20 protein-coding genes and 1 tRNA gene are annotated in these 22,746 nt (G+C 33.4%); 9 read left to right on the forward strand and 12 right to left on the reverse strand.

Translation table 11 applies throughout. From position 1 onward, the window contains the following. Positions 1 to 19 precede the first annotated feature (19 nt). Complete coding sequence (locus INT04_RS11610) at positions 20 to 406, reverse strand: DUF1992 domain-containing protein (RefSeq protein ID WP_193016290.1); 387 nt, start codon at positions 404 to 406, stop codon at positions 20 to 22. Positions 407 to 541: 135 nt separating this feature from the next. Here INT04_RS11610 and INT04_RS11615 point away from each other — a divergent pair, with 135 nt between their 5' ends. Together INT04_RS11615 and arnT are read left to right on the forward strand one after the other, a co-directional pair. Further along, positions 542 to 880, forward strand: coding sequence for a carboxymuconolactone decarboxylase family protein (locus INT04_RS11615; protein WP_193016291.1), 339 nt, complete (start codon positions 542 to 544; stop codon positions 878 to 880). Between the two features lie 365 nt (positions 881 to 1,245). Next, positions 1,246 to 2,892, forward strand: a complete 1,647-nt coding sequence (gene arnT, locus INT04_RS11620; RefSeq protein ID WP_193016292.1) for a lipid IV(A) 4-amino-4-deoxy-L-arabinosyltransferase — start codon at positions 1,246 to 1,248, stop codon at positions 2,890 to 2,892. A 499-nt stretch (positions 2,893 to 3,391) separates the two neighbouring features. Here arnT and INT04_RS11625 read toward each other — a convergent pair whose 3' ends face one another. The 5 genes from INT04_RS11625 to INT04_RS11645 form a co-directional block, all read right to left on the reverse strand. Beyond that, the gene (locus tag INT04_RS11625) at positions 3,392 to 4,744 is read right to left on the reverse strand and encodes a TolC family outer membrane protein (RefSeq protein ID WP_193016293.1); all 1,353 of its coding nucleotides are present in this window, start codon (positions 4,742 to 4,744) and stop codon (positions 3,392 to 3,394) included. After that, positions 4,744 to 6,069, reverse strand: coding sequence for an HlyD family type I secretion periplasmic adaptor subunit (locus INT04_RS11630; RefSeq protein ID WP_193016294.1), 1,326 nt, complete (start codon positions 6,067 to 6,069; stop codon positions 4,744 to 4,746). The genes INT04_RS11625 and INT04_RS11630 overlap by 1 nt, the downstream gene beginning before the upstream one ends. Positions 6,070 to 6,085: 16 nt before the next feature. Further along, on the reverse strand, positions 6,086 to 7,798 hold the full coding sequence (locus INT04_RS11635) for a type I secretion system permease/ATPase (RefSeq protein WP_193016358.1): 1,713 nt from the start codon (positions 7,796 to 7,798) through the stop codon (positions 6,086 to 6,088). A gap of 194 nt (positions 7,799 to 7,992) precedes the next feature. Continuing rightward, positions 7,993 to 9,414 carry a serralysin family metalloprotease gene (locus INT04_RS11640; protein ID WP_193016295.1) on the reverse strand — a complete coding sequence of 474 codons (1,422 nt, stop codon included), beginning with the start codon at positions 9,412 to 9,414 and terminating at the stop codon, positions 7,993 to 7,995. Positions 9,415 to 9,746: 332 nt separating this feature from the next. Then, positions 9,747 to 11,360 (reverse strand): M10 family metallopeptidase C-terminal domain-containing protein, encoded by a 1,614-nt coding sequence (locus INT04_RS11645; protein WP_193016296.1) that lies wholly within the window; start codon positions 11,358 to 11,360, stop codon positions 9,747 to 9,749. A gap of 674 nt (positions 11,361 to 12,034) precedes the next feature. Between INT04_RS11645 and INT04_RS11650 the strand changes: the two genes are divergently transcribed. Next, entirely contained in the window at positions 12,035 to 12,919 is an 885-nt protein-coding gene (locus INT04_RS11650; protein WP_193016297.1) for a helix-turn-helix domain-containing protein, read from the forward strand. Here INT04_RS11650 and INT04_RS11655 read toward each other — a convergent pair. Then, positions 12,913 to 14,169, reverse strand: a complete 1,257-nt coding sequence (locus tag INT04_RS11655; protein ID WP_193016298.1) for a Zn-dependent hydrolase — start codon at positions 14,167 to 14,169, stop codon at positions 12,913 to 12,915. The genes INT04_RS11650 and INT04_RS11655 overlap by 7 nt on opposite strands. A 753-nt stretch (positions 14,170 to 14,922) precedes the next feature. On the opposite strand from INT04_RS11655, the gene INT04_RS11660 reads away from it, so the two are divergent. Continuing rightward, a complete protein-coding gene (locus tag INT04_RS11660; RefSeq protein ID WP_193016299.1) occupies positions 14,923 to 15,726 on the forward strand; it encodes a DUF4225 domain-containing protein in 804 nt (267 codons plus the stop codon). Continuing rightward, positions 15,719 to 16,042 (forward strand): hypothetical protein, encoded by a 324-nt coding sequence (locus INT04_RS11665; RefSeq protein ID WP_193016300.1) that lies wholly within the window; start codon positions 15,719 to 15,721, stop codon positions 16,040 to 16,042. The genes INT04_RS11660 and INT04_RS11665 overlap by 8 nt, the downstream gene beginning before the upstream one ends. Positions 16,043 to 16,124: 82 nt before the next feature. Here the strand turns inward: INT04_RS11665 and INT04_RS11670 are convergent, their stop codons facing one another. The 5 genes from INT04_RS11670 to mutY form a co-directional block, all read right to left on the reverse strand. Then, positions 16,125 to 16,598 (reverse strand): Hcp family type VI secretion system effector, encoded by a 474-nt coding sequence (locus INT04_RS11670; RefSeq protein WP_193016301.1) that lies wholly within the window; start codon positions 16,596 to 16,598, stop codon positions 16,125 to 16,127. Between the two features lie 304 nt (positions 16,599 to 16,902). Then, positions 16,903 to 16,978 (reverse strand) — tRNA-Phe (locus INT04_RS11675). Positions 16,979 to 17,227: 249 nt separating this feature from the next. After that, entirely contained in the window at positions 17,228 to 18,298 is a 1,071-nt protein-coding gene (gene mltC, locus INT04_RS11680; RefSeq protein ID WP_193016302.1) for a membrane-bound lytic murein transglycosylase MltC, read from the reverse strand. A 63-nt stretch (positions 18,299 to 18,361) separates the two neighbouring features. Beyond that, a complete protein-coding gene (locus INT04_RS11685; protein WP_193016303.1) occupies positions 18,362 to 18,634 on the reverse strand; it encodes an oxidative damage protection protein in 273 nt (90 codons plus the stop codon). A 29-nt stretch (positions 18,635 to 18,663) separates the two neighbouring features. Then, complete coding sequence (gene mutY / locus INT04_RS11690; RefSeq protein ID WP_193016304.1) at positions 18,664 to 19,704, reverse strand: A/G-specific adenine glycosylase; 1,041 nt, start codon at positions 19,702 to 19,704, stop codon at positions 18,664 to 18,666. Positions 19,705 to 19,922: 218 nt separating this feature from the next. Between mutY and trmB the strand changes: the two genes are divergently transcribed. From trmB to INT04_RS11710, 4 genes are all read left to right on the forward strand, one after another. After that, positions 19,923 to 20,642, forward strand: coding sequence for a tRNA (guanosine(46)-N7)-methyltransferase TrmB (gene trmB, locus INT04_RS11695; RefSeq protein ID WP_193016305.1), 720 nt, complete (start codon positions 19,923 to 19,925; stop codon positions 20,640 to 20,642). Beyond that, positions 20,642 to 20,968: a YggL family protein gene (locus tag INT04_RS11700; RefSeq protein ID WP_193016306.1), complete on the forward strand. Its 327-nt coding sequence runs from the start codon at positions 20,642 to 20,644 to the stop codon at positions 20,966 to 20,968. Before trmB ends, INT04_RS11700 begins: the two co-directional genes overlap by 1 nt. Positions 20,969 to 21,042: 74 nt before the next feature. Then, positions 21,043 to 21,969, forward strand: coding sequence for a glutaminase B (gene glsB, locus INT04_RS11705; protein ID WP_193016307.1), 927 nt, complete (start codon positions 21,043 to 21,045; stop codon positions 21,967 to 21,969). A gap of 22 nt (positions 21,970 to 21,991) precedes the next feature. After that, positions 21,992 to 22,729 carry a DUF2884 family protein gene (locus INT04_RS11710; protein WP_193016308.1) on the forward strand — a complete coding sequence of 246 codons (738 nt, stop codon included), beginning with the start codon at positions 21,992 to 21,994 and terminating at the stop codon, positions 22,727 to 22,729. Positions 22,730 to 22,746: the final 17 nt, after the last annotated feature.

Raw genomic sequence — 22,746 nt, forward strand, 5'->3', positions numbered from 1 at the left:
TTTTTCCTTTTTATTCTTATTATTTATCCATTTCTTTTTTATGATTTGCCAATTTATCAGTTAATTGGCTGGCATAGTCTGCATGTAAAAATTGAGTATCTAAACCTGCTTGTTGTAATTTTAATTCAAGCAATGATAACCGCTTTTGTAGTGATTCATGTTCTTCTCCTGTTTCACTCAGCGTACTTAGAATTTCGGCTAGAGATAATGCTTCTTTTCTATCTTGTATTTCAGGAGGTAAGAAACCTGCATTTTTTAATAAATGATAGCTTGCTCTAAGCGACTCAGGTACATGACTATTATCATCAAGGATTAGCGGTTTACCTTCACCTTTAAGTGATGATAGTTCACCTTTTTGTAGTGCTTGTTCAATGTGGCGTTCAGCCCATTCATCAATAATTGACATTGTAAACCTCGTTATTTTGAGATTATTTTAAGCGGAAAAGATCACGCATACTCAATTTATCTTGATCAAATTATATGATTTGATATTATGTTTTTATATTATATAAAAATATATATTAAAAGTAAGGGATATCTAATGAGTAAGTACAAAGAAATAGTAACAGACATTGCAAATAATATGGGCGCACTGTCTCAAAATATTCCAGAAGTGATGAAAGCGTTTATGAGTACGACTAAAGCAGGAGGAAAAGAGGGTGCTTTAGATGCAAAAACAAAAGAGTTGATTGCCATTGCCATTGCTGTAGCAAATCGCTGTGATGGCTGTATAGGGTTTCATACAAAGACGCTGGTAGAATTAGGAACAACAGAACAAGAACTCGCGGAAGCATTAGGCGTTGCTATTTATATGGGCGGTGGCCCTTCAGTTATGTATGCTGCCAACACTATGGGTGCTTTTAAAGAATTTAGTAAATAAGGTTTTTATCATTATATAACTAAAATAGAATAGTCATAAGGCCAGAATAAGTTCATTCTGGTTTTTTTATTTCTTATAGTTTGTTTATTTTTTGTTTAAGTTAAAATCGGTAAAATAAAAAATATCTATTATTAAAAATAAATTAATAATAAATTAAAATATTATTATTTAAAGCAATCAACTCTATCAATTCATATGTGTATGATTTAATAAAAATTAAATATTTTATGAGGCTAATTTTTCTTAATATGGTGTGTGCTAGTTAATTATAAATTAATAAATAATAATTGAATTTTTTATAAGATAACTATTCTAAGTTAATAGATTATTTAATATAAAATTTCAATAATATTTATGAGGAATGTATGCGCATTGATGTTGTAGAAAGATATAAATGGTTTTTACTCTTCCTCTTTGTGATTCTGACTTATTTTATTCCTCTGGAAAGTAGATTGCTATGGCAACCAGATGAAATTCGGTATGCTGAGATTAGTCGAGAAATGCTAGCATCAGGCAATTGGTCTGTACCTTATTTACTCGATATTCGCTACTTTGAAAAACCTGTTTTAGGGTATTGGCTAAACAATATTGCACAGTGGTTATTGGGAGAAAGTCATTTCTCTGTCCGTATTATTGTAGTGACTTCAACATTATTAACGGGATTATTTGTTTATCGGGCGGCGATGATCGTTTGGCATAATCATGCCCTCGCTTTTAATGCGCTAGTGGTATTTTTATCTTCATTTCTTGTATTAGCGATTGGTACTTATAATATTCTTGATCCGATCGTGACGATGTTTGTGACGATAGCAATGTATTATTTTTTAAGTGGATTATCTACAACGAATAGAAAATCAAAAATTTGTGCTTATGCTTTAGTGGGTATTTTCTGTGGACTAGGACTTTTAACTAAAGGCTTTATTGCGGTTGTATTACCTGCACTTGTTTTTGTTGTCACCGCAATTAGTTTATCTCGATTAAAAGAAGTGCTTTATTATGCACCCATAGCGCTTGTCACTATGCTAATTATTGCAGTACCTTGGGTTATTTCAGTTACACTTCAAGCGCCTGATTATTGGAATTATTTTTTCTGGATTGAACATGTTCAGCGTTTTGTTGCAAAAGAGTCAGCAAGATCACAACCTATGTGGTTTTATTTACCTATTGTTGTTTTGGGGATTTTACCGTGGTTAGGATTTTTATTCGGAGCGCTTAAATCAGCCTTTTTCTTGAAAAAAGGCACTCTCTATTTTTCATTCTGGTTATTTCTCTTTTTTGCTTTCTTTTCTGCTTCTAATGGCAAGTTATTAACTTATATGTTGCCTTGTTTTGTGCCTTTATCAATATTGATAGCACACTATATGGAGGCGTTAAAAAATAAACAAAATGGAAAAATCCATAATTTTAATGCAATGATAAATATTGTCTTCGGGATCGTGGGTATCTCTATTATTGTTTATTCGTTTTACTCTTCACGATTTACGTTATATGAAGCAGATGAACAATATAAAGCACTACTGGCTATTACGGGCTTTATGTTTTGGAGTGTAATGGGCATTTACTCATTATTTAAATCGACGCATATGTTAACATTATTTTGCTCCGTAGGTTTAAGTCTAGTCATTGGTTATGCTATCCCTAATAAGGTTGAAAGTAAAAGTACGCCTGAAAATATAATTAATTACTATTATAAAGAGTTGGCAGATAAACCCTATATTCTGACAGATGAAGTCGGTATTGGTACATCATTGGCATGGGGATTAAAACGTACTGATATCCGTTTAACGGAGACAAAAGGGGAACTCGCTTATGGTTTAGCTTATTCTGATGTACAAAATAAATACTATAGCCTTAAGCAGCTTGTGAGTTTTATTGAAGAGAACAATTATCAAGGGATTGCGATTGTTTTAGTACGGCCTGAGCGAAAAGAAATGTTATCAGTAATAAACCAGCTAAAAGTAAAACCTATTATAGAAAAACAGGGCGATTTAACTTTTGTGTTCTTTAATTAGCTGATTTAACACACTATTTCTGCATTATAAATTAGAGCATATTCAATGTGCTTTACTTATTATGTAAATTTGATTTTTTGTGTTGTTTTTATGTGATCTCAGTTAAAAAATAGATTTTGCTGATAAATATATTTTGCTCTTTTTCGTTTTAATGATAGGTTTAAAATGTGTCCATTAAATCGGAGTTAGCTAAGCATTATATGACAAGTCACTTTACTTTATCAGAACCCCCGCCCAAACAAAATGTACTTATGAATGGGGGTAATTTATGCTGATTTTCCTAGCTGAGTGTTTTATCGGTCTAGCATCAATTGCTCTTACTCACCGTGTATTAACGTTGTACGGTACTAAAAAGAAGTGATGATACCTGCTAGCTAAAATAAGTAATTGATTATTACTTATAATTTAAAGTCCTATATCCATACATGATGTAGGACTTTTATTATCTTAATACCTTTTATAATAAATTATCACTTAGTAGAAACATAACTTATTAATATTATTGAAAATAACCTTCAATTAATTTTATCTTTTCAATATCCAGTGTATTGGTATATTGATGTAATAATGCCCAAGCTTGAATATAGTCATATTTAGCCTTTATTAAATCTTGTTGAGCACGATACAATAATTCTTCTGCATTAAGAACATCCACCATTGTTCTTTGTCCACCAATATAGCTTTTCTGTGTCGCATCTAATTGAAGTTTTGCAGAGGAAACCGATTGTTCATATGCATTTAATTTAATATTACTAGTCGTACAAATTTGATATTGATGACGCAATTCTTGCGTAATTTGTTGAATTATGGCATCTCTTTCAAAAGCACTCATTTGATACAGTGCAGTAGATTGACGCATTGAAGCCGTTGTTTTTCCCCCATTAAATAAAGGCAAGCTAACATAAAAACCAATATTGGCTGATTGATATTTCTGATTTACCGTATTATTGCTATCAGAATCACTATTTGAATAAGAAGCATAAAGTTGTACTGTCGGAAAATACTCCCCCCTATTTTTTTCTATTTCTTGTTTTGCTATCGCCATTTCATAACGAGCGGTTTGAATATTAAGATTATTTTGCATTGCTTCTTTTTCCCATGACTCGTAATTATTAGAAGCAAGAGGTTGTAATATAAATTTATGACTATTCAATTTTGCAATCTGTTCAGTATAAGGAAGTGATGTACCAATCATAGAACCTAATTTATTTTTAGCACTTTCTAATTCAAGTTGAATATCAGTATATTGAGATTGAGTTAAATATAATCTTGTTTGAATTTCTGAAATATCAGTTTTTGTTCCTTCACCTAATTCAAATAAACGTTGGCTAGAAATTAGTTGTTTCTTATAAATATCCTGCTGAGAAAGATTTAATAATAACTTATCTTGAGCATAAGCCAATTCAATATAGTTATCTACTAATCTAATTACTAGCTCTGAGAATTTCACTTGATAACGGCTATCTGATAATAATGTTTGTATTACTGATGATTTATAATCACTAAATGCAGTGTAATCAAATAAAGGTTGACTAATAATCGCACTAACAGAATGACTTTGATAATTTTGATATTCTGTTCTTCGTATTTCTCCTTGATTCGTGTTAATTGGAAAAACTTTTCGTTGCCAATTCCGTGGGTTATTTTGGTAATTTATATGTACGCTAGGAAGTAATTGTGATAATCCAATATTTTCATACTCTTTCCCCGCAACCTGTTCTTTAAGCGCAGCATTAAAAGTAGGATCATTTTTTACTGCTAAAAAATAGAGATCAGACAAACTGATGGCAAAAGTGTGAAAACTTAGCATCCATATAAATATAATGGCAGAGAGTTTTTTTATTCGCATCATTATTCTTCCGTCAATGAAGTATGGATCCTATCTAAAACAGGTTTAAAGAGATAATTTAGTAATGAACGATCGCCTGTATTAATAAATACATCAACCGGCATTCCTGCTTTTAATTTATTTTTGTTGTCTGTAAGAAGAGTATTATCTTTAACATTAATAAACACTTGGTAATAAGGTTCTGTTGTTCTTTCATCAATAAGTCTATCTGCTGAAATTAATGTTACCTCTCCAGGAATTTTAGGTGTGGTATTTTGATTGAATGCACTAAACATCAAATCAACAGGAAGACCAAGGGTAACTTTATCAATAAGGTGAGGAGCTAAACGTGCCTCAATAATTAATTGATGATCTTGAGGAACAACTTCCATTAATGTTTGACCTGTTCTTACAACACCACCTTGGGTAAAAACAGATAAATCCATGACTATTCCTGAAATTGGGGCGGTAATTTGCATCTTTTTCAGTTTATCTATTTCGATGATAAGTTGTTTTTCTGTTTCACTCATTTGTAATTGAACTTGATTAAGCTCAGTACGTGCTGATTGGTAAAAATTAGCATTGCGTTGCAATATTTTTTGCTCATATTCCAACTTCTGTTTTTCTAATGTACTTATTTGTCCAAATGTATCATTAAGATGGTTATTATTTTCAGCAAGCTCACGCTCAACTTCTTGATAACGATGGCGAGGAATATAGCCTTCATTGGCGAGAGTATATAAATCTTTTATTTGGCTCTGCAGGCTATTAATTTGATGTTGCTTATTTTGTGTGGATTTTTTTAAATGAATTAAGCGATTTGAAATTCCATCAATAATAGCGTTATACCCATTTATTTCACTGTATAATTCAATGTTTTTCTCATTAAGCAATCTATTTTGAAGCAGTAATAATTTAGTTACATTCTCTAAAGGTGAATAATATTTTTCATTAGGATCTAAAACAAATTCTTTTTTTTCATTGAGTTGTGCATTAAGGCGTTGTTGAGTAAGGAGTAAATTATCGTATTGATCTGATAAAGATTTTACCAATGCCTTTGATTGAATGGGACTTAACTGAATAAGCGTTTGTCCTTCAGTTACACTATCGCCATTTTTGACAAAAATATCAGTGATAATACCCTCAACGGAAGCTTGAACGCTTTTTTTATTACCTGAAATTGAGACATTGCCGGTGGCAGATACGCCTTTATCTAAAGGTGCAAATGCAGCCCAAAAAATAAAAATAGCTAAACCTAGAAGGATAACGGACCATCCTATTATCAAGAATTTTCTAGGATCATCTGAAATATCATTTATAAAATCGATTTCACTTTTTTCTGTGATCATAATAATTTTCTCAATATTAAGAATGGTTTTGAGTTATTGGTATACTGGTCGATGTTGGTGTGCTTTTTATTGTTGATGAATTATTTAGCTCAGCAATAACAGCTGTTGTTGAACCAAATAATTTAGTTTGTCCATCGAAAAGAACTAAAAGTTTATTAGTTACTGAGAGCAATTGTTTTTGGTGAGTAATTAAAATAACGGTTTTTTTATTTTGTTTGAGTATTTGTATGGCTTGTATTAATGCTTTAATCCCTAAATCATCTAAATTAGAGTTTGGTTCATCTAAAACAACTAAAGTAGGGTTACCATACAATGCACGAGCTAAAGCAATTCGTTGTCGTTGTCCACCCGATAATCCTTCACCGTGAGCACCAATAATAGTTTCATAACCGTCAGAGAAACGTAAAATCATTTCATGAACATTTGCCATTGTTGCCGCTTGGATTACTTTTTGCGGATCTATTTCTGAGAAACGAGCAATATTTTCGGCAATAGTACCGGGAAAAAGGGCAATTTCTTGAGGCAGATATCCAATATATTGGCCAACTTCACCTTTATTCCATTGGAATATATCTGCATTATCAAGACGTATTGTGCCGGTTGCTACTTCCCATATACCAACAATAAATTTAGCTAAAGAGGATTTACCTGAAGCACTTGGTCCAATAATACCTAATACATCACCAGGATTAAGTGAAAAATGAATATTGTTTAATAGGATCCGTTCAGTTTGAGGATATTGTGCTTGGTTAATATTAACGGTTAATTCCCCTTTTGGGGTAGGTAATGTCATCTTTTTATTTTCTTCAGGATACATTTTTAATAATGTTACTAACCTTTTATAGGCTTCTTTGCTGCTATCCCAGTTTTTCCATACGCCAATAACTTGCTCAATAGGCGCTAATGCGCGGCCTAATAATATTGAGCCTGCGATCATCATTCCTGGGCTAATTGTATTATCAATTGCAAGCCATCCTCCTAACCCTAGCATCAAGGATTGTAATGCCATGCGAGTCACTTTTGTGACGGCATTAACACTGGCGGCGTTATCACTTGCTTTTGTTTGTGCTTGTAAATATTTAAAATGTGCAATTTGCCACTGAGTCCGTAAATGGCTTAACATACCCATTGCTTCAATCGGTTGAGGGTGCTCAAAATGATGTCCTTGTATAACTTGAGCTTGGTTCGCAAATTCATTTGCTTTTTTTAATGATGTTCTAGATAAATACTCATTAAAAATAGCCAGAGTAAATAAAATTAATGCACCACATAATGCAAATAACCCCAACCATGGATTGAATAATGCGATAACAAGAAGATAAATAGGGAACCAAGGTAAATCAAAAAAGGCAAAAATAGCATGACTGGTAATAAATTGCCGGATCGTGATTAAATCATTAAATGCGAGAGAGGAATTAATATCTGATGCTTTATTTAGTTTTGCTTGATAAGCGGCAGTATAAATACGAGAATTAAGTAATAAATCTAGCTTATTACTCATTCTAATTACAATAATACTTCTTAAATATTCCAATCCGCCCATAAAAATAAAGAGAGCTAACATGATGAGAGTTAACATCAATAAAGTCATTTCATTACCTGATGGTAAGACTCGATCATAAACTTGTAGCATATAAATAGAAGGAACTAGCATTAAAATATTTATTAATGCAGTAAATACTCCGATAGAAAGGAAAACTTTTTTCCTTTCTTTTATGATACTCGTTATTTCATTATTATTTTTTTTACTGACATAGTGTTATTCCTGATTTTTTTACTGTCTGTTTTACTGCTATTTTCTATATTTCTTTCCACTAATGTGAATTGTTCAATTTATATTTATTTAAATAAATGAATATAAAAATAAATCCACTTAGGTAAAAGAAAGACAGGAGAAATAAATTTCTCCTGTCGAATCAAGATTTAAACAATAAAATCAGTTTCGTAATTAACCAATCCTACGATATCAATTTTGAAATCAGGGCCATAACCATAAGCGTTAATGGCAAGCTCACTTGAGTTTGTTGAGTGATCATATTTCACTGTTGCTTCGCCTGAGCGACCAGTAAGATTATCAACAAAATTAAGGAGTTTATTGCTAAAGGTGTTTTCGATGAGTTCTGATAGATCAATTTTATCAATGCCCGATTTGAAATCCATTATCTTATCAGCGGTTGATACAAGAGAATCTGATATTTCTTTATAGACAAAAGTATTGCTACCAGTGCCACCCCATAATGTATCTTGCCCCCCACCACCATATAGAATATCGTTACCGCCACCACCGATGAGAATATTATCAGCATCATTCCCGTAGATAATATCATTACCAGAGCCACCGATTGCATTTTCTATTGTGACACCTTGCGCAATAGAAACGTTTTTCTGTAGTCCGCCAATATCAGAGAAATGACCCTCTCGTAAATCAATTACTTGATCTTGATAATATCCTGAGAAGTCAAATGTATCATTACCACCACTATCCCAAACTGAGAATATTAACTTATCATTACTGCTTGTTGCGGTGTAATAATCAATTCCCGTATTTGAATTAAAACCATAAACATCATCACCTGTTCTGGTTGCTGTATTTGCGCCATAGAGATATTGCATGGCTGAAATATCATGAAGTAGAGGAGCACCCGCATAAGCACCTTGGAAGTGCGCGCCTGTTTCATATTCATCCCAATAACTCATCACTGTGTATTGGCGACTGTCTTCAGCGTAATCAGATTTTAAATAACCAGGTACATTTTGTCCTGCGTTATAATCACCAGGATGCATTAAACCAAGCGCATGACCAATTTCATGGATGATGGTTAAACGTCCATAATTACCTAGTTCAGGTGTTGTATTGCCAGCATAATAATAATCACTAAACCAGGCTTGGCCTGAAACATCACGCCCATAATAATCATGGGTATTCGGTAATGTTGCATAAGCTTGGAATTTGCCATAGGGATCAGTAATGTTCCCAAACGTAATATCTGATTTGGTATTTGGTCCTACTTCAGTAAATTTAATATTCGAGATATCAGACCATGCATCCAAAGACTGTTTTGCATGCTCTTTTTGTGCGTCATTAAATCCATAGGGATTTTTATCACCAAAGTCATTAAACTTTTTACCTGCCCAAGTAGGGAATGAATATGTCACTTCTGCCGCTTGTCCAATAACATATTTCCCGTTCCATGTGGAGTTTTCACGGGCTATATGCTTTCCTGCGGAATCATAATCAAAAGAAGGCAGGGTCTTTGCTGAGAAATTATAAAAAATTCCACTCTTATCTAATAAATCAGAAACATTAGATAATCCTACTGCTTTTTTTAATAAAGAAGAACCCATAATATCCTCCGGATATCAATTTTAGGTTGAATTTATTTTCATATTGAAAATAGTTTAATTATCTGGCGAGTGCCAGCGATAATAAAGATAGACATTTATAGATATTAATCCAGAGGGGGAAAATACGTTTTTAAATAATTGTGAAGTGAGGTGTGTTTTAAGTCAGAATAATTTAATTAGGTAAATAGAATTAAAGTTATATTCCCGTGGGGAATTTCTTTTATCGTTATTGTTTTATTTTGTTATTTTATATGTTTATTTTTTTAATATAACTTAAAACTCACTCTATATAGTTATAAGTTATATTTTTTTTGAATTGAATTTTTATGCTATTAAAAATTAAAAATATCTTCTAAAGTTAAATTACCAATAATATCTATAGTATGATATGTTTTTTCTGGTTTTATTTCATTTTTAATAAATATTTTAGTCATATTATTTATACTGTTGTAGTTGCTTGATAAAGAAATTTCATCTTTATTAATTGAATTTTTTAGATTAATAATTATATTATTATTATCAGCAAAAAAAATGAAGTCTTCATCTTTATTAAAATCCATAATTTTATTATGGTTATTATAGGTGTCATTAAGTGTAAAAATAAAAAGATCCCTTCCGTTTCCACCATTCAGTTGGTTATTTCCATTTCCAGCCCAAAGAATATCATAGCCATCAGAACCATAAAGTGTATCATTCCCTTCTCCACCACAAAGTAAGTCACCGCCTTTTCCACCATAAAGAATGTCATTACCATTATGGCCATAAATAATATCATTGCCATCATTACCATAAAGATGGTTATCTACATTATTGCCACTGATAATATCATTTCCGCTGCCACCCAGTGCATTTTCAATGATAGAGCCATATGCGATAGAGATATTGCTTCGTAATCCTCCTATATCAGAAAATGCGCCTTCATTAAGTTCTATTTTTTGGTTTACGTTATATTTAGAGAAATCAAGTGTATCAATTCCTCCAGCATCCCAAATACAACTGATCATAATATCTTCTGGTGAAGTTAAGCTATAATAATCCCTTTGTGTATTAGAATCAAAACCATAGATGGTATCATCTATTCTTGTGGTTATATTTACCCCGTAGAATTTTTGAATGACATATATATCGATTAATAATGGAGACATAGGAAAGTATCCATTAAAATCCGCATCTTCTATTTTTGGTGCGCGATATGCCATAACAGAATATTTTAAGCTATTTTCTTCTATATTTGGATTATTAGGATTGTCACGAAAGGTATGAAGTAAACCAAGCGCATGGGCTGCTTCATGTATAAAAACGAAAGTTTCTCCATTTCCTTTTTCTAATACTTTCGATTGATTATTTATATGAGCATTTTCATTAATATTTTTATATAAAGTAATATGAGTATCTGTTTCTATAAAATAATATTTTATATTGTCTGCTTTTTCTTTGAATAAATTAACTTTGTTTTTTTGTTCTTCAGTTATCTCGTTTTTATTGAATTTCTTTATACGTACTGTCGAAGATAAATTAATCCAAATATGGCCTCCATCACTATAATCAGTTATTTTATTTATTTCTTTATTTTCTTTTGTTTTGTTAATGGGAAAGGTTGCGACACCACTTACTAAGTGAGATGTATCTTTTGTGATTTCATTTACATTGTTATAAGCGCCGAATTTAATATTGGTATCATACTTATTGTCTTTTTTTATGAATTTTATATTTGTAATGTCAGACCATTGTTGTAATGTTTTCTCTGCTAAATTTTGTTGATGGTTATTTAATGTTGTGATGGTTTTATACTCGTCACTTCTTAAAATACTCCAATTAGGGAAGCTATATGTTATTTCTGTAAAAATATCTTCTTTATTAATTTTACTCCATCGTTTTAGTGGTGATTTATTTTTAATTACATCAATAATTGTGCTTATCCCTGGTGAGATTTCATGCTTTGTCATTTAATATATTCCTATTAAAAATCCATTTTTAATTTTAGATATATTATATATTACTTTATATTTTTCTTTTAAAAAAAGAAACAAGCTAATGAGTGCTAAATGTTAAATTAATCTATAAATAAAAAATGATAATAAATTTTTTATCAATCGGGCATGTTGTTGAACATCAATTTGCTTCTCAATCTCTTGATGAAGTATTTTGCTATCCTTATCGAATTCGCTTATTTTTTGCCAAAAATATAACAATTTATATTAGCCCTTTGCTATACCACCAAAAAATGATTGAAACTAAATGAGTACTTTTCCAAAATATAAAAACAGACGTTTATCCTACAAGCCATCGCTATGAAATAGTGTCTCAAGGGAGAAGCACGATGTTTTTAGAGTATTTAGTTAATTAAATCATGAAAAAGGCGCTGTAATCTCAATTACAACGCCTTTTATTTTTTTATTGTTGTTTGTTTTTACTGCTTTAACCCTGGTGAGGTTACCTGCTAGGAGACAGGTTTATTGATATAGACTAACTTTTTACTGCAAATTTCTTTTATTTACCCCATTGTGAGAAAGGTGATTCTTTTTATTTTTGGTTTAATTTAAACTGTCTTGACTAACATCTTATTGTTGTTCCATTACTTTACCCTGGTACTTTGTGCATTTGGGAGCCAATTATAGCTATGCCTTACATACCTAGAGAAAAAATAGATTACCAATCCATTGGCTATAGACTACGTGCTTATCGTATAGCCTCTTCATTAAAAGCTGAAGATGTTGCAGAAAGCTTAGGCATTTCTCGTGCTGCTGTATATCGGCTAGAAAAAGGCGAAATTGTTAAAATTGAAACACTCGATAGCCTTGCTCGATTATTAAATACTTCACTAACTAGTTTGTTGGGGATCAATACTGAATATTACTCAAGTGCAAATGGTTTTTTCGAACGAATGCGCCAACTTGAGACTCAATCTTCACATATTTATACCCACTTCGAACCATTCTCTTATTTATTAACTTCAGATTGTTATGACAAAACATTAGTTGAAATGCTAACGGAAGCATCACCTTTAAATCTTCTGTCTGAAAAACAACAAGAAGTTTTATCCATTTTAAAAGAGCGTAAGAAGCATCAATCCTTACATTCACCTCATATTTATAACCTTATTAGCCAGCAACAAATCGAAAAATTTCTTTATGTTGGTATGCTAGGCTCAGTTAATTTAACGAAAACATTACAACAAGAGAGAAGACAACGAGCAAAAAGTGAAATTCTTCATTTAATTGAAAAGCTAGAGCAAAAAAATAGTTATCTTAATATTGCAATAATTTCAGATACTATGCCGTCTCTTACTTTTCAATTATTTTATCAAGATAAAGTTCCTCTTTCTTTAGCTGTCAGCCCGTTCCGTTTAGGCGAATTTCCTAATGTCAGTACGGGCATTGCTACCGTAACTTCGTCAACTGAGGCGATATATCAATATCAGTCTCTCTTTGATAAATTATGGTTAAAAGCCACTAAAGATGATGATGCTATTAAGCTTTTAAAACAAATAGTTAGCCATTATTGATTTGCTAATGTACCTAATGTTTCTGCTAATAAATCAGCAGCAACAGCAATATCACTAAACTCGGTAAATTCATCAGGATGATGGCTAATACCTGCAACGGATGGCGTAAAGATCATCGCCGTTGGGTAAAGTGATGCCATATTCATTGAATCATGACCAGCACCACTGAGCATAGTCATATAGTCGATATTGTTTTTTTGGCACAAGCTTTCTATAACTTGGCAAATAGAATCATCTAATTTTACAGGCGATTCAGCAGAAATGGGTTGAACATCAATAGAAACACCAAAATCTTTTTCTGCTTTTTCAACACTATTATTTAGGCGTTGTACAACACGCTGAATACTTTCAGTATCAATACCACGAATATCTACTGAGAATTTTACCTGTCCAGGAATAACGTTCATGGAGTTAGGTACAACATTAAGTTTACCTACCGTACCCACCGTACCATAAACAGCTTCTGTACATGCTGCTCGATTGATATCGGTAATAATGCCAGCACTCGCAACTAGCGCGTCTTGGCGTTGGTACATAGGGGTTGCACCAGAGTGATCCGCATGGCCATTTACTGTGACTGAAAAACGAGTTGGTGCCGCAATACCATTAACAATACCAATGGTTTTTTTGTCATTTTCGAGGCGTTTACCTTGCTCAATATGAAGTTCAACAAAAGCACTATAACGATCGTTTTTAACTAAACAGCTATCTAATTTATCGTATTGATAACCTAATGATTTCAGAACTTCAAAGAAGTTATTGCCGTCATCGTCTCTGTTTTGTTCCCAGCGAGCTCTATCTATTTTTCCTGTTAATACTTTACTTCCAATACATGAAAACCCGAAACGACTAGATTCTTCAGCACGAAAAACAACAAGTTCAAGGTCTCGTTTAAGTTGTTGTGGTTTGTATTGCATTAAAGCATAGAAACCTGCAATCACACCTAAAGCGCCATCATAAGCACCACCTTGAGGTACCGTATCAAGATGAGAGCCTGTACCTACCGCGGGCAATGAGCGATCTTTACCCGGTAAGCGTGCGTAAAGTGTACCAATGCCATCACGATAAACTTCAAGACCTTCTTCCTTCATTAAACCAGCAAGGTACAGATGCGCAGCTTCATCTTCTTCGCCGTAAGCAATACGAGTAATTCCTTTACCACTGTTATCTTTTTTATAAATTTGCATTGTTTCAATTAACGCTTTCATATCATTAATTGAATAATGAGTTGCTGTATCTTGTTGATTCATAATAAAATTCTCCCGTGGTTTCTGTAATATCTCTTTGTCTAAAAAATGAGACAATTTAAGGATTAAAAAAGCCATCTTCAAAGATGGTCACTGTTTTTATAATCATTGCTTATTATATTTACTGCTGAAGTTATATTTCGTCAATGACAATTAAGGTGAATTTCATATTCTGTGAGATAGGTATTAATTAAAAGGAGATATATATCTGGAGTATTTCTTAAATGAACTTAATTTGTGTGATAAATGTTATAAAAGCGATCGGTTTTTATTTTAAGCATATTTAAAATTATATTTTTAATTTAAAAATGAAAATAAGAATTATTATTAGTGGTAAATTTATTATTTTAAAAATTACTTAAATTGTGATTTATATACTAATAATAAAGATGATTAAAAATATTCCTGACTTTTTTGTATTAATAAAGATATCAGTTTTTATATTAAATAATATTTATAACATTATCAGATAAATGTTGGGTTTTCCTGTAAGTATCATAAATATCGTGTAAATATATAGAGGTATTTATATAAATTCAATTTTCCAATTGTTAAAATAGATAATGTCTTATCTTATATACCTAGATTTATAGTCTATTTATTTTATCTTTTTAGTTAAATGAACTTTTATCTCTCTAATAAGTAGAAAACCAAATATTCACTATTGATAAGGATTGTTAAGCATTACACTATAGTAGTCGATAATTCGGATGAGATATCACTTAAGTTTTTATTTTCAATAAGGATGTGAAAGAAATGACTGAGTATGAACTAGACTATAGTTATAGTGATGTGTATAGAGATACGTTAAGAAGAGAATCCAGTTATTTAAGAAAAATAGCAATGAAATTTGCCTATCAATATATTGGTGATTCTTTTTCAAGAATGATGTTCTTAAATGATATAGAACAACTGATTGCTAGAACAGAATTAGAGGTAAGTAGTTATTGCTTAAGTTTATCAGCAGGATTAGATAATATCTCCGATGAAATTGAAAGGTTAGAGTTACAGGATAATTTACTAAGAAATCGAAGCATAATGCAATATGCGCTTTTTGAAATAATACGTAAAAAAGAAGAAAGTGAGGAAAATAATAAATTAATACTCAAACAAGTAGGTTTTGTCAGCGGAGCAATGCAAATATATGGAGGGGGAGCTTCTTGTGTGGGATCTGTCGGAACATTATGCAGTAGTTTAGGGGTTGGAATGGTATCTCAAGGTGTAAATAGTATGATTGAAAATGGATATTATTTATTATTTAGAGAGGAATATAGTGGACCTGTAAAAAACGGATATAGAGCAGCATCTAAAGCTTTAGGTTATGGCGATAATGAAGCGGATATATTTTATAATGTGATTGATTTAAGTTTATCTGGTGCATCACTACTAAAACCAGTTCTTAAAGAAGATGCATGGAAGTTATTTCATTATATTAAGAGTGATTTTATAACATCATGGAAAACTATGGATAGGGTGCCTCTTATGTCAGAGATTTTTTTTGACGGTATGGCTATTTATTCTACATACGATTTATATGAAGAGGAAAATAAAAGTGAATAATTTTGATGTGTTATCACCTTTTCCTTTTGGATGGTTGGAGCTTTTTCTATTTTATCTATCTTCATTATTTTTATTTTTCATTTTATATAAAACTCAACTCTATATTCTTTGTAAAAAAAATAGATTTTTAGATCTTATTTATCTTACAGTTGTTGGTTTATGTGGAAGTTGTTGTCTTATTATATTCAAATTTGGTGATAAATTTTTTATTGGCGAATTATTTATAAGGTCTGGTAATAAAGATATTATTCGCTATAGCTGTCTTTTTTTTGCACTTTACCTTTGTATCTCACTAACATTTGGCAAAAAAAAGTAATTTATCATATTGATATTTTATGAAAAATAAATTTAATTAATGGTGAATCAAGATATTAAATTCACCATTAAATTTTTACTGATTAACTTAGTTCAGAAATACTATATCCAGACGTTCCTGCCATTATATGGTTACAGGTAATACTTTCATATTGTATAGTGATAATTTCGCTAGGTAATGAATCACTTTGAGTTAAGGTACTTGCATGTATTTGTGAGTAATTGACAATAGAAGCATTTGTTAAAACAACCGTCATATATTTCTCTTGGGCGCCGGTATGAGAAGTTCTATAGTAATCAATTTCACACTTTAAAATTTCGTTATTTGTAATTGCCGTAATTAGTAATGGTGTTGATTTATCAACATGTTTGGTTATAGAAAGAGGGGCATGACTTAAATTTTGTCTTCTTGATATATCAAATGTGGACGCTATAACTAATATTTCATTTAAGTGAGAGCTTTGGTATTTATTGCCAAGTGAATCGTAAGAAGAGCATCCAGCTGAAATATTTCCTTGAACATTTCCATTTATTCTTAAATAAATATTATTAGACATTAATTATTTTCCTTTTTGTATAATTAAACTTCATGTTCACCTAAAGCTAAATTTAATCTAATGTTAATTACATTAGATTAATTTAAGAATTCATTATATTAAAAAGAGAATAGATTGCTATCTAAATACTATAGCAATTCACATGAAGTAATTATTAGATATCAGAAGTATAAAGAAAAAATAATATTTTGAGTGAACAAGTTAAGAATCAAGGTAGCAAGGCAGACTTTAAGAAAAGGGGAACTCAAAAACTTATAAAGCGCAGAAAGCAAAAAACCAGCCCTAAGGCTGGTTTTTCTAAAGATGGTGCCCGAACTCGGAATCGAACCAAGGACACGGGGATTTTCAATCCCCTGCTCTACCGACTGAGCTATTCGGGCAACGGGGCGTATTAAACCCGATATCGCCTTGCTCGTCAACGTTATTTATCACAAAATTGTTTGATTGCTGTTTTTTTAAACTTATTGATTGATAAAAGGCTACTTGTCGTGAGAAATGAGTAAAAATAAAGCTGAAAGTGTTTTGTGATACTTAAAAATATAGGGTGATAAAGCCACTTATTCAGTCTCAAAAGTAAAAAAGCTTCCCCAAATTTATTGAGGAAGCTTTGTTTTTAGATTAAGTATTGATTAACGATAGTTACGTTGAGCGGTACTCACCTTTTCAAGGTAACGACGAGATTGATCAGCAGGGTGTTTATTACGCAATGTTGTATACACTTGTGTGGAGTCTAAGTTGTTAATCATTGCGGCAGCTTGTTTCTTATCGCTATGGAAGACACGCAACACACTGCCTGCACCACCATTGTAAGCTTGTATAACAGCGTAACGGCGTGAAACAGGATCTTTAATATCGCCAAGGTAGCTATTTTGTAATATCGAGATATAAGCAGCGCCTGCATCGATATTATTAGCAGGATCAAATAAATAACTACGGCTTGGTTGTCCTGATTTACCTTGCATCCGGAATACATCCCGTCCTGCGGTGGCTGGCATAATCTGCATTAGACCCAACGCATCAGAGCTACTGACAGCGTAAGGATTGAAACTGGATTCAATTTGCATAATGGCCAGAATAAGAGAAGGTTCAACACCATATTTAGCAGCAGCTTGCTGAACTAATGGCAAATATTTATGAGCACGTTTATCAAGGTGATTCGGGACTAAATTAATGGTGACATACCAAATGGTATTTATACCAGATTGACGTTTTTGCAATTTGTTAGCAATCAGATAATCTGCAAACTTATTGGCGCGCCATTCCCAGCGTATAGGCTGTCCCGTATTATCAAGAACCTGACCAGATAAGAAAGGCTCTGTGCTATGGGGGATATTATTGACGTCAGAATAGAGATCGATAGAGCCTGGATCTTCACCCATTAATAGTGTGGTGACAATTGCCTTATGTAATTGAAATTGAGGGGCATCACCGCCTAATGTTTCTATCGTGATTGTACCTGCTTCAAAATTAATATGGCTACGCGTTTTATAAGCATCTGTATATTTTACATAATCTTTGGGGCCCGCTATTAAAACTTCCTTCATACCCCAAATCATTTCGATATTATTGGCAAATTGACCCATAAGAATATCAAATGCATTAGTATCTTTTGTGTAAGTCGGTTCAACGGTTTTGGGTGATTGGCTACTACATGAAATGAGTAGAGGGGCGATAATCAGCAAGAGAAGGATTTTTTTCATGGTCAATTGCATCACTATGGTGAATAAAAGACCAGAGCCTAAAAGGCTCTGGCAAAGTGAGTATTATTTTTCAGGTGGTGTGTAGCCATCAATATGAACATCGTGGCCTTCGAATAAAAATCGTACCATTTCTTGTTCTAATAGTTTGCGATCTTCAGGATTCATGGTGTTAAGTTTTTTCTCATTAATTAACATGGTTTGTTTTGTCATCCACTGAGCCCATGCTTCTTTTGAGATCTCATTGAAAATGCGCTTTCCAATCTCTCCAGGATATAACTGAAAATCGAGTCCATCAGCGTCTTTGTTTAGGAAAGTACAAAAAATAGTTCTGCTCATAATAAATCCTCAATATTGCAGGGATTAGCTTAGGCTAATTGTCTAAGTAAATTCTCTACAGGCGCTGCTAACCCCACGGTTGCAGGTGTCTGTAAGTTATACCAAAGTCCTTTTTGCGCCTCCATCATAGAGGTAAACGTCGAAAGTTTTACGCAAATTGGCACAATATCTAAATGAAAGTGGCTAAAGGTATGTCGAAATGAAATCAATTGCTCTGATTTATTGTTTTCGAGTCCATGTTCAGCTAACCACTGTTCTAAAAGCATTTTTGTCTCAAATTGAGGAAAGGAAAATAATCCGCCCCATATTCCTGCTGGTGGTCTTTTATCTAACCAGACAAGATTATCATATTGTAAAATAAGAAAATAAGTTGTTTTTTCTGGGATAACTTTTTTTGGTTTTTTCCCAGGATAATCCGCCCAATTGTTTTGAACATAAGCGATACAACCTGTATTTAGTGGACATAGTTCACATTTAGGTTTGCTTCTGGTGCAAACCATTGCCCCTAAATCCATCATTGCCTGATTAAAATACTCGACACCTACAGTTGGGGTGACGTTTTCGCTGATCTCCCACAACTTATTTTCAACTTCTTTTTTACCTGGCCAGCCTTCAACGGCATAACAACGAGCTAAAACACGTTTCACATTACCATCAAGGATTGGGTAAGGTTTTTTCAGTGATAACGATAAAATAGCGCCAGCGGTTGAACGTCCAACACCCGGTAAAGCACAAACGGCCTCAAAGGTATCAGGAAACTGCCCTCGGTGTTTATCTACAATGTGTTGTGCGGCTTTATGTAAATTTCTAGCTCGAGCGTAATAACCAAGACCTGTCCATAAATGAAGAACTTCATCAAGAGGGGCTTTGGCTAATGCGTCCACATCCGGAAAATGCCCAATAAAGCGTTTAAAGTAAGGAATAACCGTGGCAACTTGGGTTTGTTGTAGCATGACCTCTGATAACCAAACGTGATAAGGCGTTTTTTCTTGCTGCCAAGGGAGCGTTTTACGCCCATATTTGTGGTACCAATTGAGTACGACTTGCGAAAATTGCAGAGCTTCCATCATTTTTTATTTTATTAACTCATATTCTAATTGAGAGTAAGATTGCACCACAGTGAGAATAAACTGTAAACACTCTTAATATTTATCTTATAGGGTGATGCTTCTAAGAGTGACTCTTGCTAAACTTAGGGATCTTTGGATAATGTCGGTTAAGTTTATACCATAACGACATTATAACGGTTTTAAGTAATTAATTGGCCTAATGACTGACAGTACTAGACATGATCAAAAATGTAATTTCTCCGGAATTCAATGAAGAAGGGCGAGCTTTACGACGCGTTCGTAGTTTTGTTCGCAGACAAGGTCGTTTAACACCTCGTCAAGAGCAAGCGTTAGAGGCACAGTGGCCTACTTTTGGTATTGAATATGAACCGGAACCCATCGACTTCAGTCAGGTTTTTGGACGCGAAGCACCTGTTATTTTAGAGATTGGCTTCGGCATGGGCGCATCGCTCGTGACTATGGCAAAAAATACGCCAGAAAATAATTATTTCGGTATTGAAGTGCATGCACCAGGTGTTGGGGCGTGCCTTGCTAATGCTGAAGAGGAACAGTTAAGTAACTTGCGAGTCATGTGTCATGATGCGATTGAAGTACTCAATCACATGATCCCTGATAATAGCTTAAAAATGGTTCAGTTATTTTTCCCTGATCCATGGCACAAAGCACGCCATAATAAGCGTCGTATTGTTCAAGTGCCTTTTGCAGAATTAATTTTAAAAAAATTAACGACAAACGGTGTTTTCCATATGGCGACAGATTGGGAACCGTATGCAAAACACATGCTTGAAGTGATGACAAATGTTGAAGGTTATCAAAATTTGTCAGAAACTCAGGATTATGTACCACGACCAGAAACACGCCCAGTGACTAAATTTGAAAAACGCGGTCATCGTTTAGGGCATGGTGTATGGGATCTTATGTTCAAGAGGGTAAAATAATGGCTAAACAACGTAGTCGCCGTTTACGCAAAAAATTGCGTATCGATGAATTTCAGGAATTAGGTTTTTCAGTTAAATGGACTTTCCCAGAAAATACCCCAATTGAGGAAGTAGATCGCTTTGTTGATGACCTGATCCTCAACGTTATTGAGCCAAATGGGCTAGCATTTGATGCAAGTGGTTACCTGAGCTGGGAAGGCTTAATCTGCTTACAACAAATTGGCAAATGTACAGAAGAGCATCGCCAATTAGTCGAAAACTTCCTAAAAGAGAACAAAATGCAAGATGTACAGACGTCTGAATTATTTGATGTCTGGTGGGACTGATAGAAAGTTATACATTTAGCAAATAATAACAAGGGCATCCAAAAGGATGCCCTTGTCTGTCTGGGGAAGGGACTGTGACTACAACGTTATCTAACGCATTACTGTCAGATATTTTGCAACAAATTCGCCCATTAATAGGGCAGGGGAAAGTCGCAGACTATATTCCTGCATTAGCTCAAGTATCGCCAGATAGGCTTGCTATGGCCGTTTATACGGTTGATGGTGAACTTTATCAATCAGGTATGGCAGATAAACGTTTTTCTATTCAGTCTATTTCTAAAGTACTTAGTTTAACGCTCGCTTTAACACGTTATGAAGAAAATGAAATTTGGCAACGTGTTGGAAAAGAACCTTCAGGCTTACCTTTTAATTCTTTAATACAGCTAGAAATGGAAAAAGGGATACCTCGAAATCCATTTATTAATGCCGGCGCCATTGTTATTACTGATATGTTGCAGTCACGATTAAGTGCACCAAAGCAGAGAATGCTTGAGGTTATTCGCCTTCTAACGGATACCCCCGATATTTGTTATAACTCGGCTGTGGCAAAATCGGAGATGGAACATCTTAGTCGAAATGCTTCAATTGCCTATTTGATGAAATCATTTGATAACTTTGAGAATGACGTTATTACAGTGCTTGAAACTTATTTTCACTATTGTTCCATCGAAATGAGTTGCACTGAGTTAGTCCGTTGTTTTAGCTATTTAGCGAACCAAGGCATTAGTGTTGGTAATAAAAATCAGATTATTACGCCAAGACAAACCCGCCAGATAAATGCGTTAATGTTAACGTGTGGCATGTATGATGGTGCCGGTGAATTTGCATTTCGGATTGGTATTCCCGGAAAGTCAGGCGTTGGCGGCGGTATTGTTGCTGTTGTTCCTGATGCTTTTACTGTTGCGGTTTGGTCACCCGAGCTGGATAAATCAGGTAACTCATTAGCAGGTTGTGCAGCACTTGAACTATTAGCAAACAAAGTAGGGCGTTCGATATTTTAGCCATGTTTTCAGGAGAGTTGTTATGAATTTAAGAAATATTGCTGTAGCGCTGTTTTTTGTTGCAGGAACAGCAAATGCATTACCAAGCTTTGATTGTGCGGTAATGCCAAAAGACGATTTACGCATTACTCCTGAGTTTGTCGAAGTCGCAGGAGCAAATGGCTTAATGGTGATTTATCCTGACGGCACATTACTTCAAAATGAAAAAAGTGCCACGTTGACGCCACAACAACAAGCGTTAGCAAAAAAATATCAGGCCACAGTAAGGCAAGATGTTCCTTGGTTAAGAACTGAGACGGGTGTTAAATTACAAGATTCTCGTAAGGTGTTGGATAAAGTGGTGATTGAAGCCTTTGGTAAAGAGAGCAATATTCTTAATAGATTAAGTCGATTAGAAAAAGATCTTAATCAACAAATGGATAAAGTTGTGACTGTAGAGCCAAATAATATCACCTTTCATTCTCAAGCGATTAAGCAAGTTGAAATTAAAGGGCGTGAAATTATTGAAAACAGCCTTGGGGGCATGTTGCAAGACAGTATTAATGAATTAGGTAAAAAACAGCTATTAGCGGCCGCGGGTGGTGATAGCAAAAAAGCATTAGGTGGATTATTAGGTAGCTTAGATGGTTTCCAGAAAATCATAGATCAAGAATGGAAACAGCAAGAAGCTAATTTTTCTCAATTTGGTCAGCAAGTTTGTGGGAAAATTAGCCAAATGGAAAACCAACGTATCGAACTTATTAATTCATTAAAAAAATAATTCATTAAAAATTAATA

It is taken from the genome of Proteus sp. FME41 (assembly GCF_014897315.1).
Lineage (GTDB): Bacteria > Pseudomonadota > Gammaproteobacteria > Enterobacterales > Enterobacteriaceae > Proteus.

Bases quoted from the DNA above. Each gene is read 5' to 3' on its own strand.
- mutY (WP_193016304.1), bottom strand. From the start codon at position 19,704: ATGATGGAAGCTCTGCAATTTTCGCAAGTCGTACTCAATTGGTACCAC.
- INT04_RS11700 (WP_193016306.1), top strand. From the start codon at position 20,642: ATGGCTAAACAACGTAGTCGCCGTTTACGCAAAAAATTGCGTATCGAT.
- trmB (WP_193016305.1), top strand. From the start codon at position 19,923: ATGATCAAAAATGTAATTTCTCCGGAATTCAATGAAGAAGGGCGAGCT.
- arnT (WP_193016292.1), top strand. From the start codon at position 1,246: ATGCGCATTGATGTTGTAGAAAGATATAAATGGTTTTTACTCTTCCTC.
- INT04_RS11640 (WP_193016295.1), bottom strand. From the start codon at position 9,414: ATGGGTTCTTCTTTATTAAAAAAAGCAGTAGGATTATCTAATGTTTCT.
- INT04_RS11610 (WP_193016290.1), bottom strand. From the start codon at position 406: ATGTCAATTATTGATGAATGGGCTGAACGCCACATTGAACAAGCACTA.
- INT04_RS11615 (WP_193016291.1), top strand. From the start codon at position 542: ATGAGTAAGTACAAAGAAATAGTAACAGACATTGCAAATAATATGGGC.
- INT04_RS11670 (WP_193016301.1), bottom strand. From the start codon at position 16,598: ATGTCTAATAATATTTATTTAAGAATAAATGGAAATGTTCAAGGAAAT.
- INT04_RS11645 (WP_193016296.1), bottom strand. From the start codon at position 11,360: ATGACAAAGCATGAAATCTCACCAGGGATAAGCACAATTATTGATGTA.
- INT04_RS11710 (WP_193016308.1), top strand. From the start codon at position 21,992: ATGAATTTAAGAAATATTGCTGTAGCGCTGTTTTTTGTTGCAGGAACA.
- INT04_RS11655 (WP_193016298.1), bottom strand. From the start codon at position 14,169: ATGAATCAACAAGATACAGCAACTCATTATTCAATTAATGATATGAAA.
- INT04_RS11660 (WP_193016299.1), top strand. From the start codon at position 14,923: ATGACTGAGTATGAACTAGACTATAGTTATAGTGATGTGTATAGAGAT.
- INT04_RS11685 (WP_193016303.1), bottom strand. From the start codon at position 18,634: ATGAGCAGAACTATTTTTTGTACTTTCCTAAACAAAGACGCTGATGGA.
- INT04_RS11625 (WP_193016293.1), bottom strand. From the start codon at position 4,744: ATGATGCGAATAAAAAAACTCTCTGCCATTATATTTATATGGATGCTA.
- mltC (WP_193016302.1), bottom strand. From the start codon at position 18,298: ATGAAAAAAATCCTTCTCTTGCTGATTATCGCCCCTCTACTCATTTCA.
- INT04_RS11630 (WP_193016294.1), bottom strand. From the start codon at position 6,069: ATGATCACAGAAAAAAGTGAAATCGATTTTATAAATGATATTTCAGAT.
- INT04_RS11650 (WP_193016297.1), top strand. From the start codon at position 12,035: ATGCCTTACATACCTAGAGAAAAAATAGATTACCAATCCATTGGCTAT.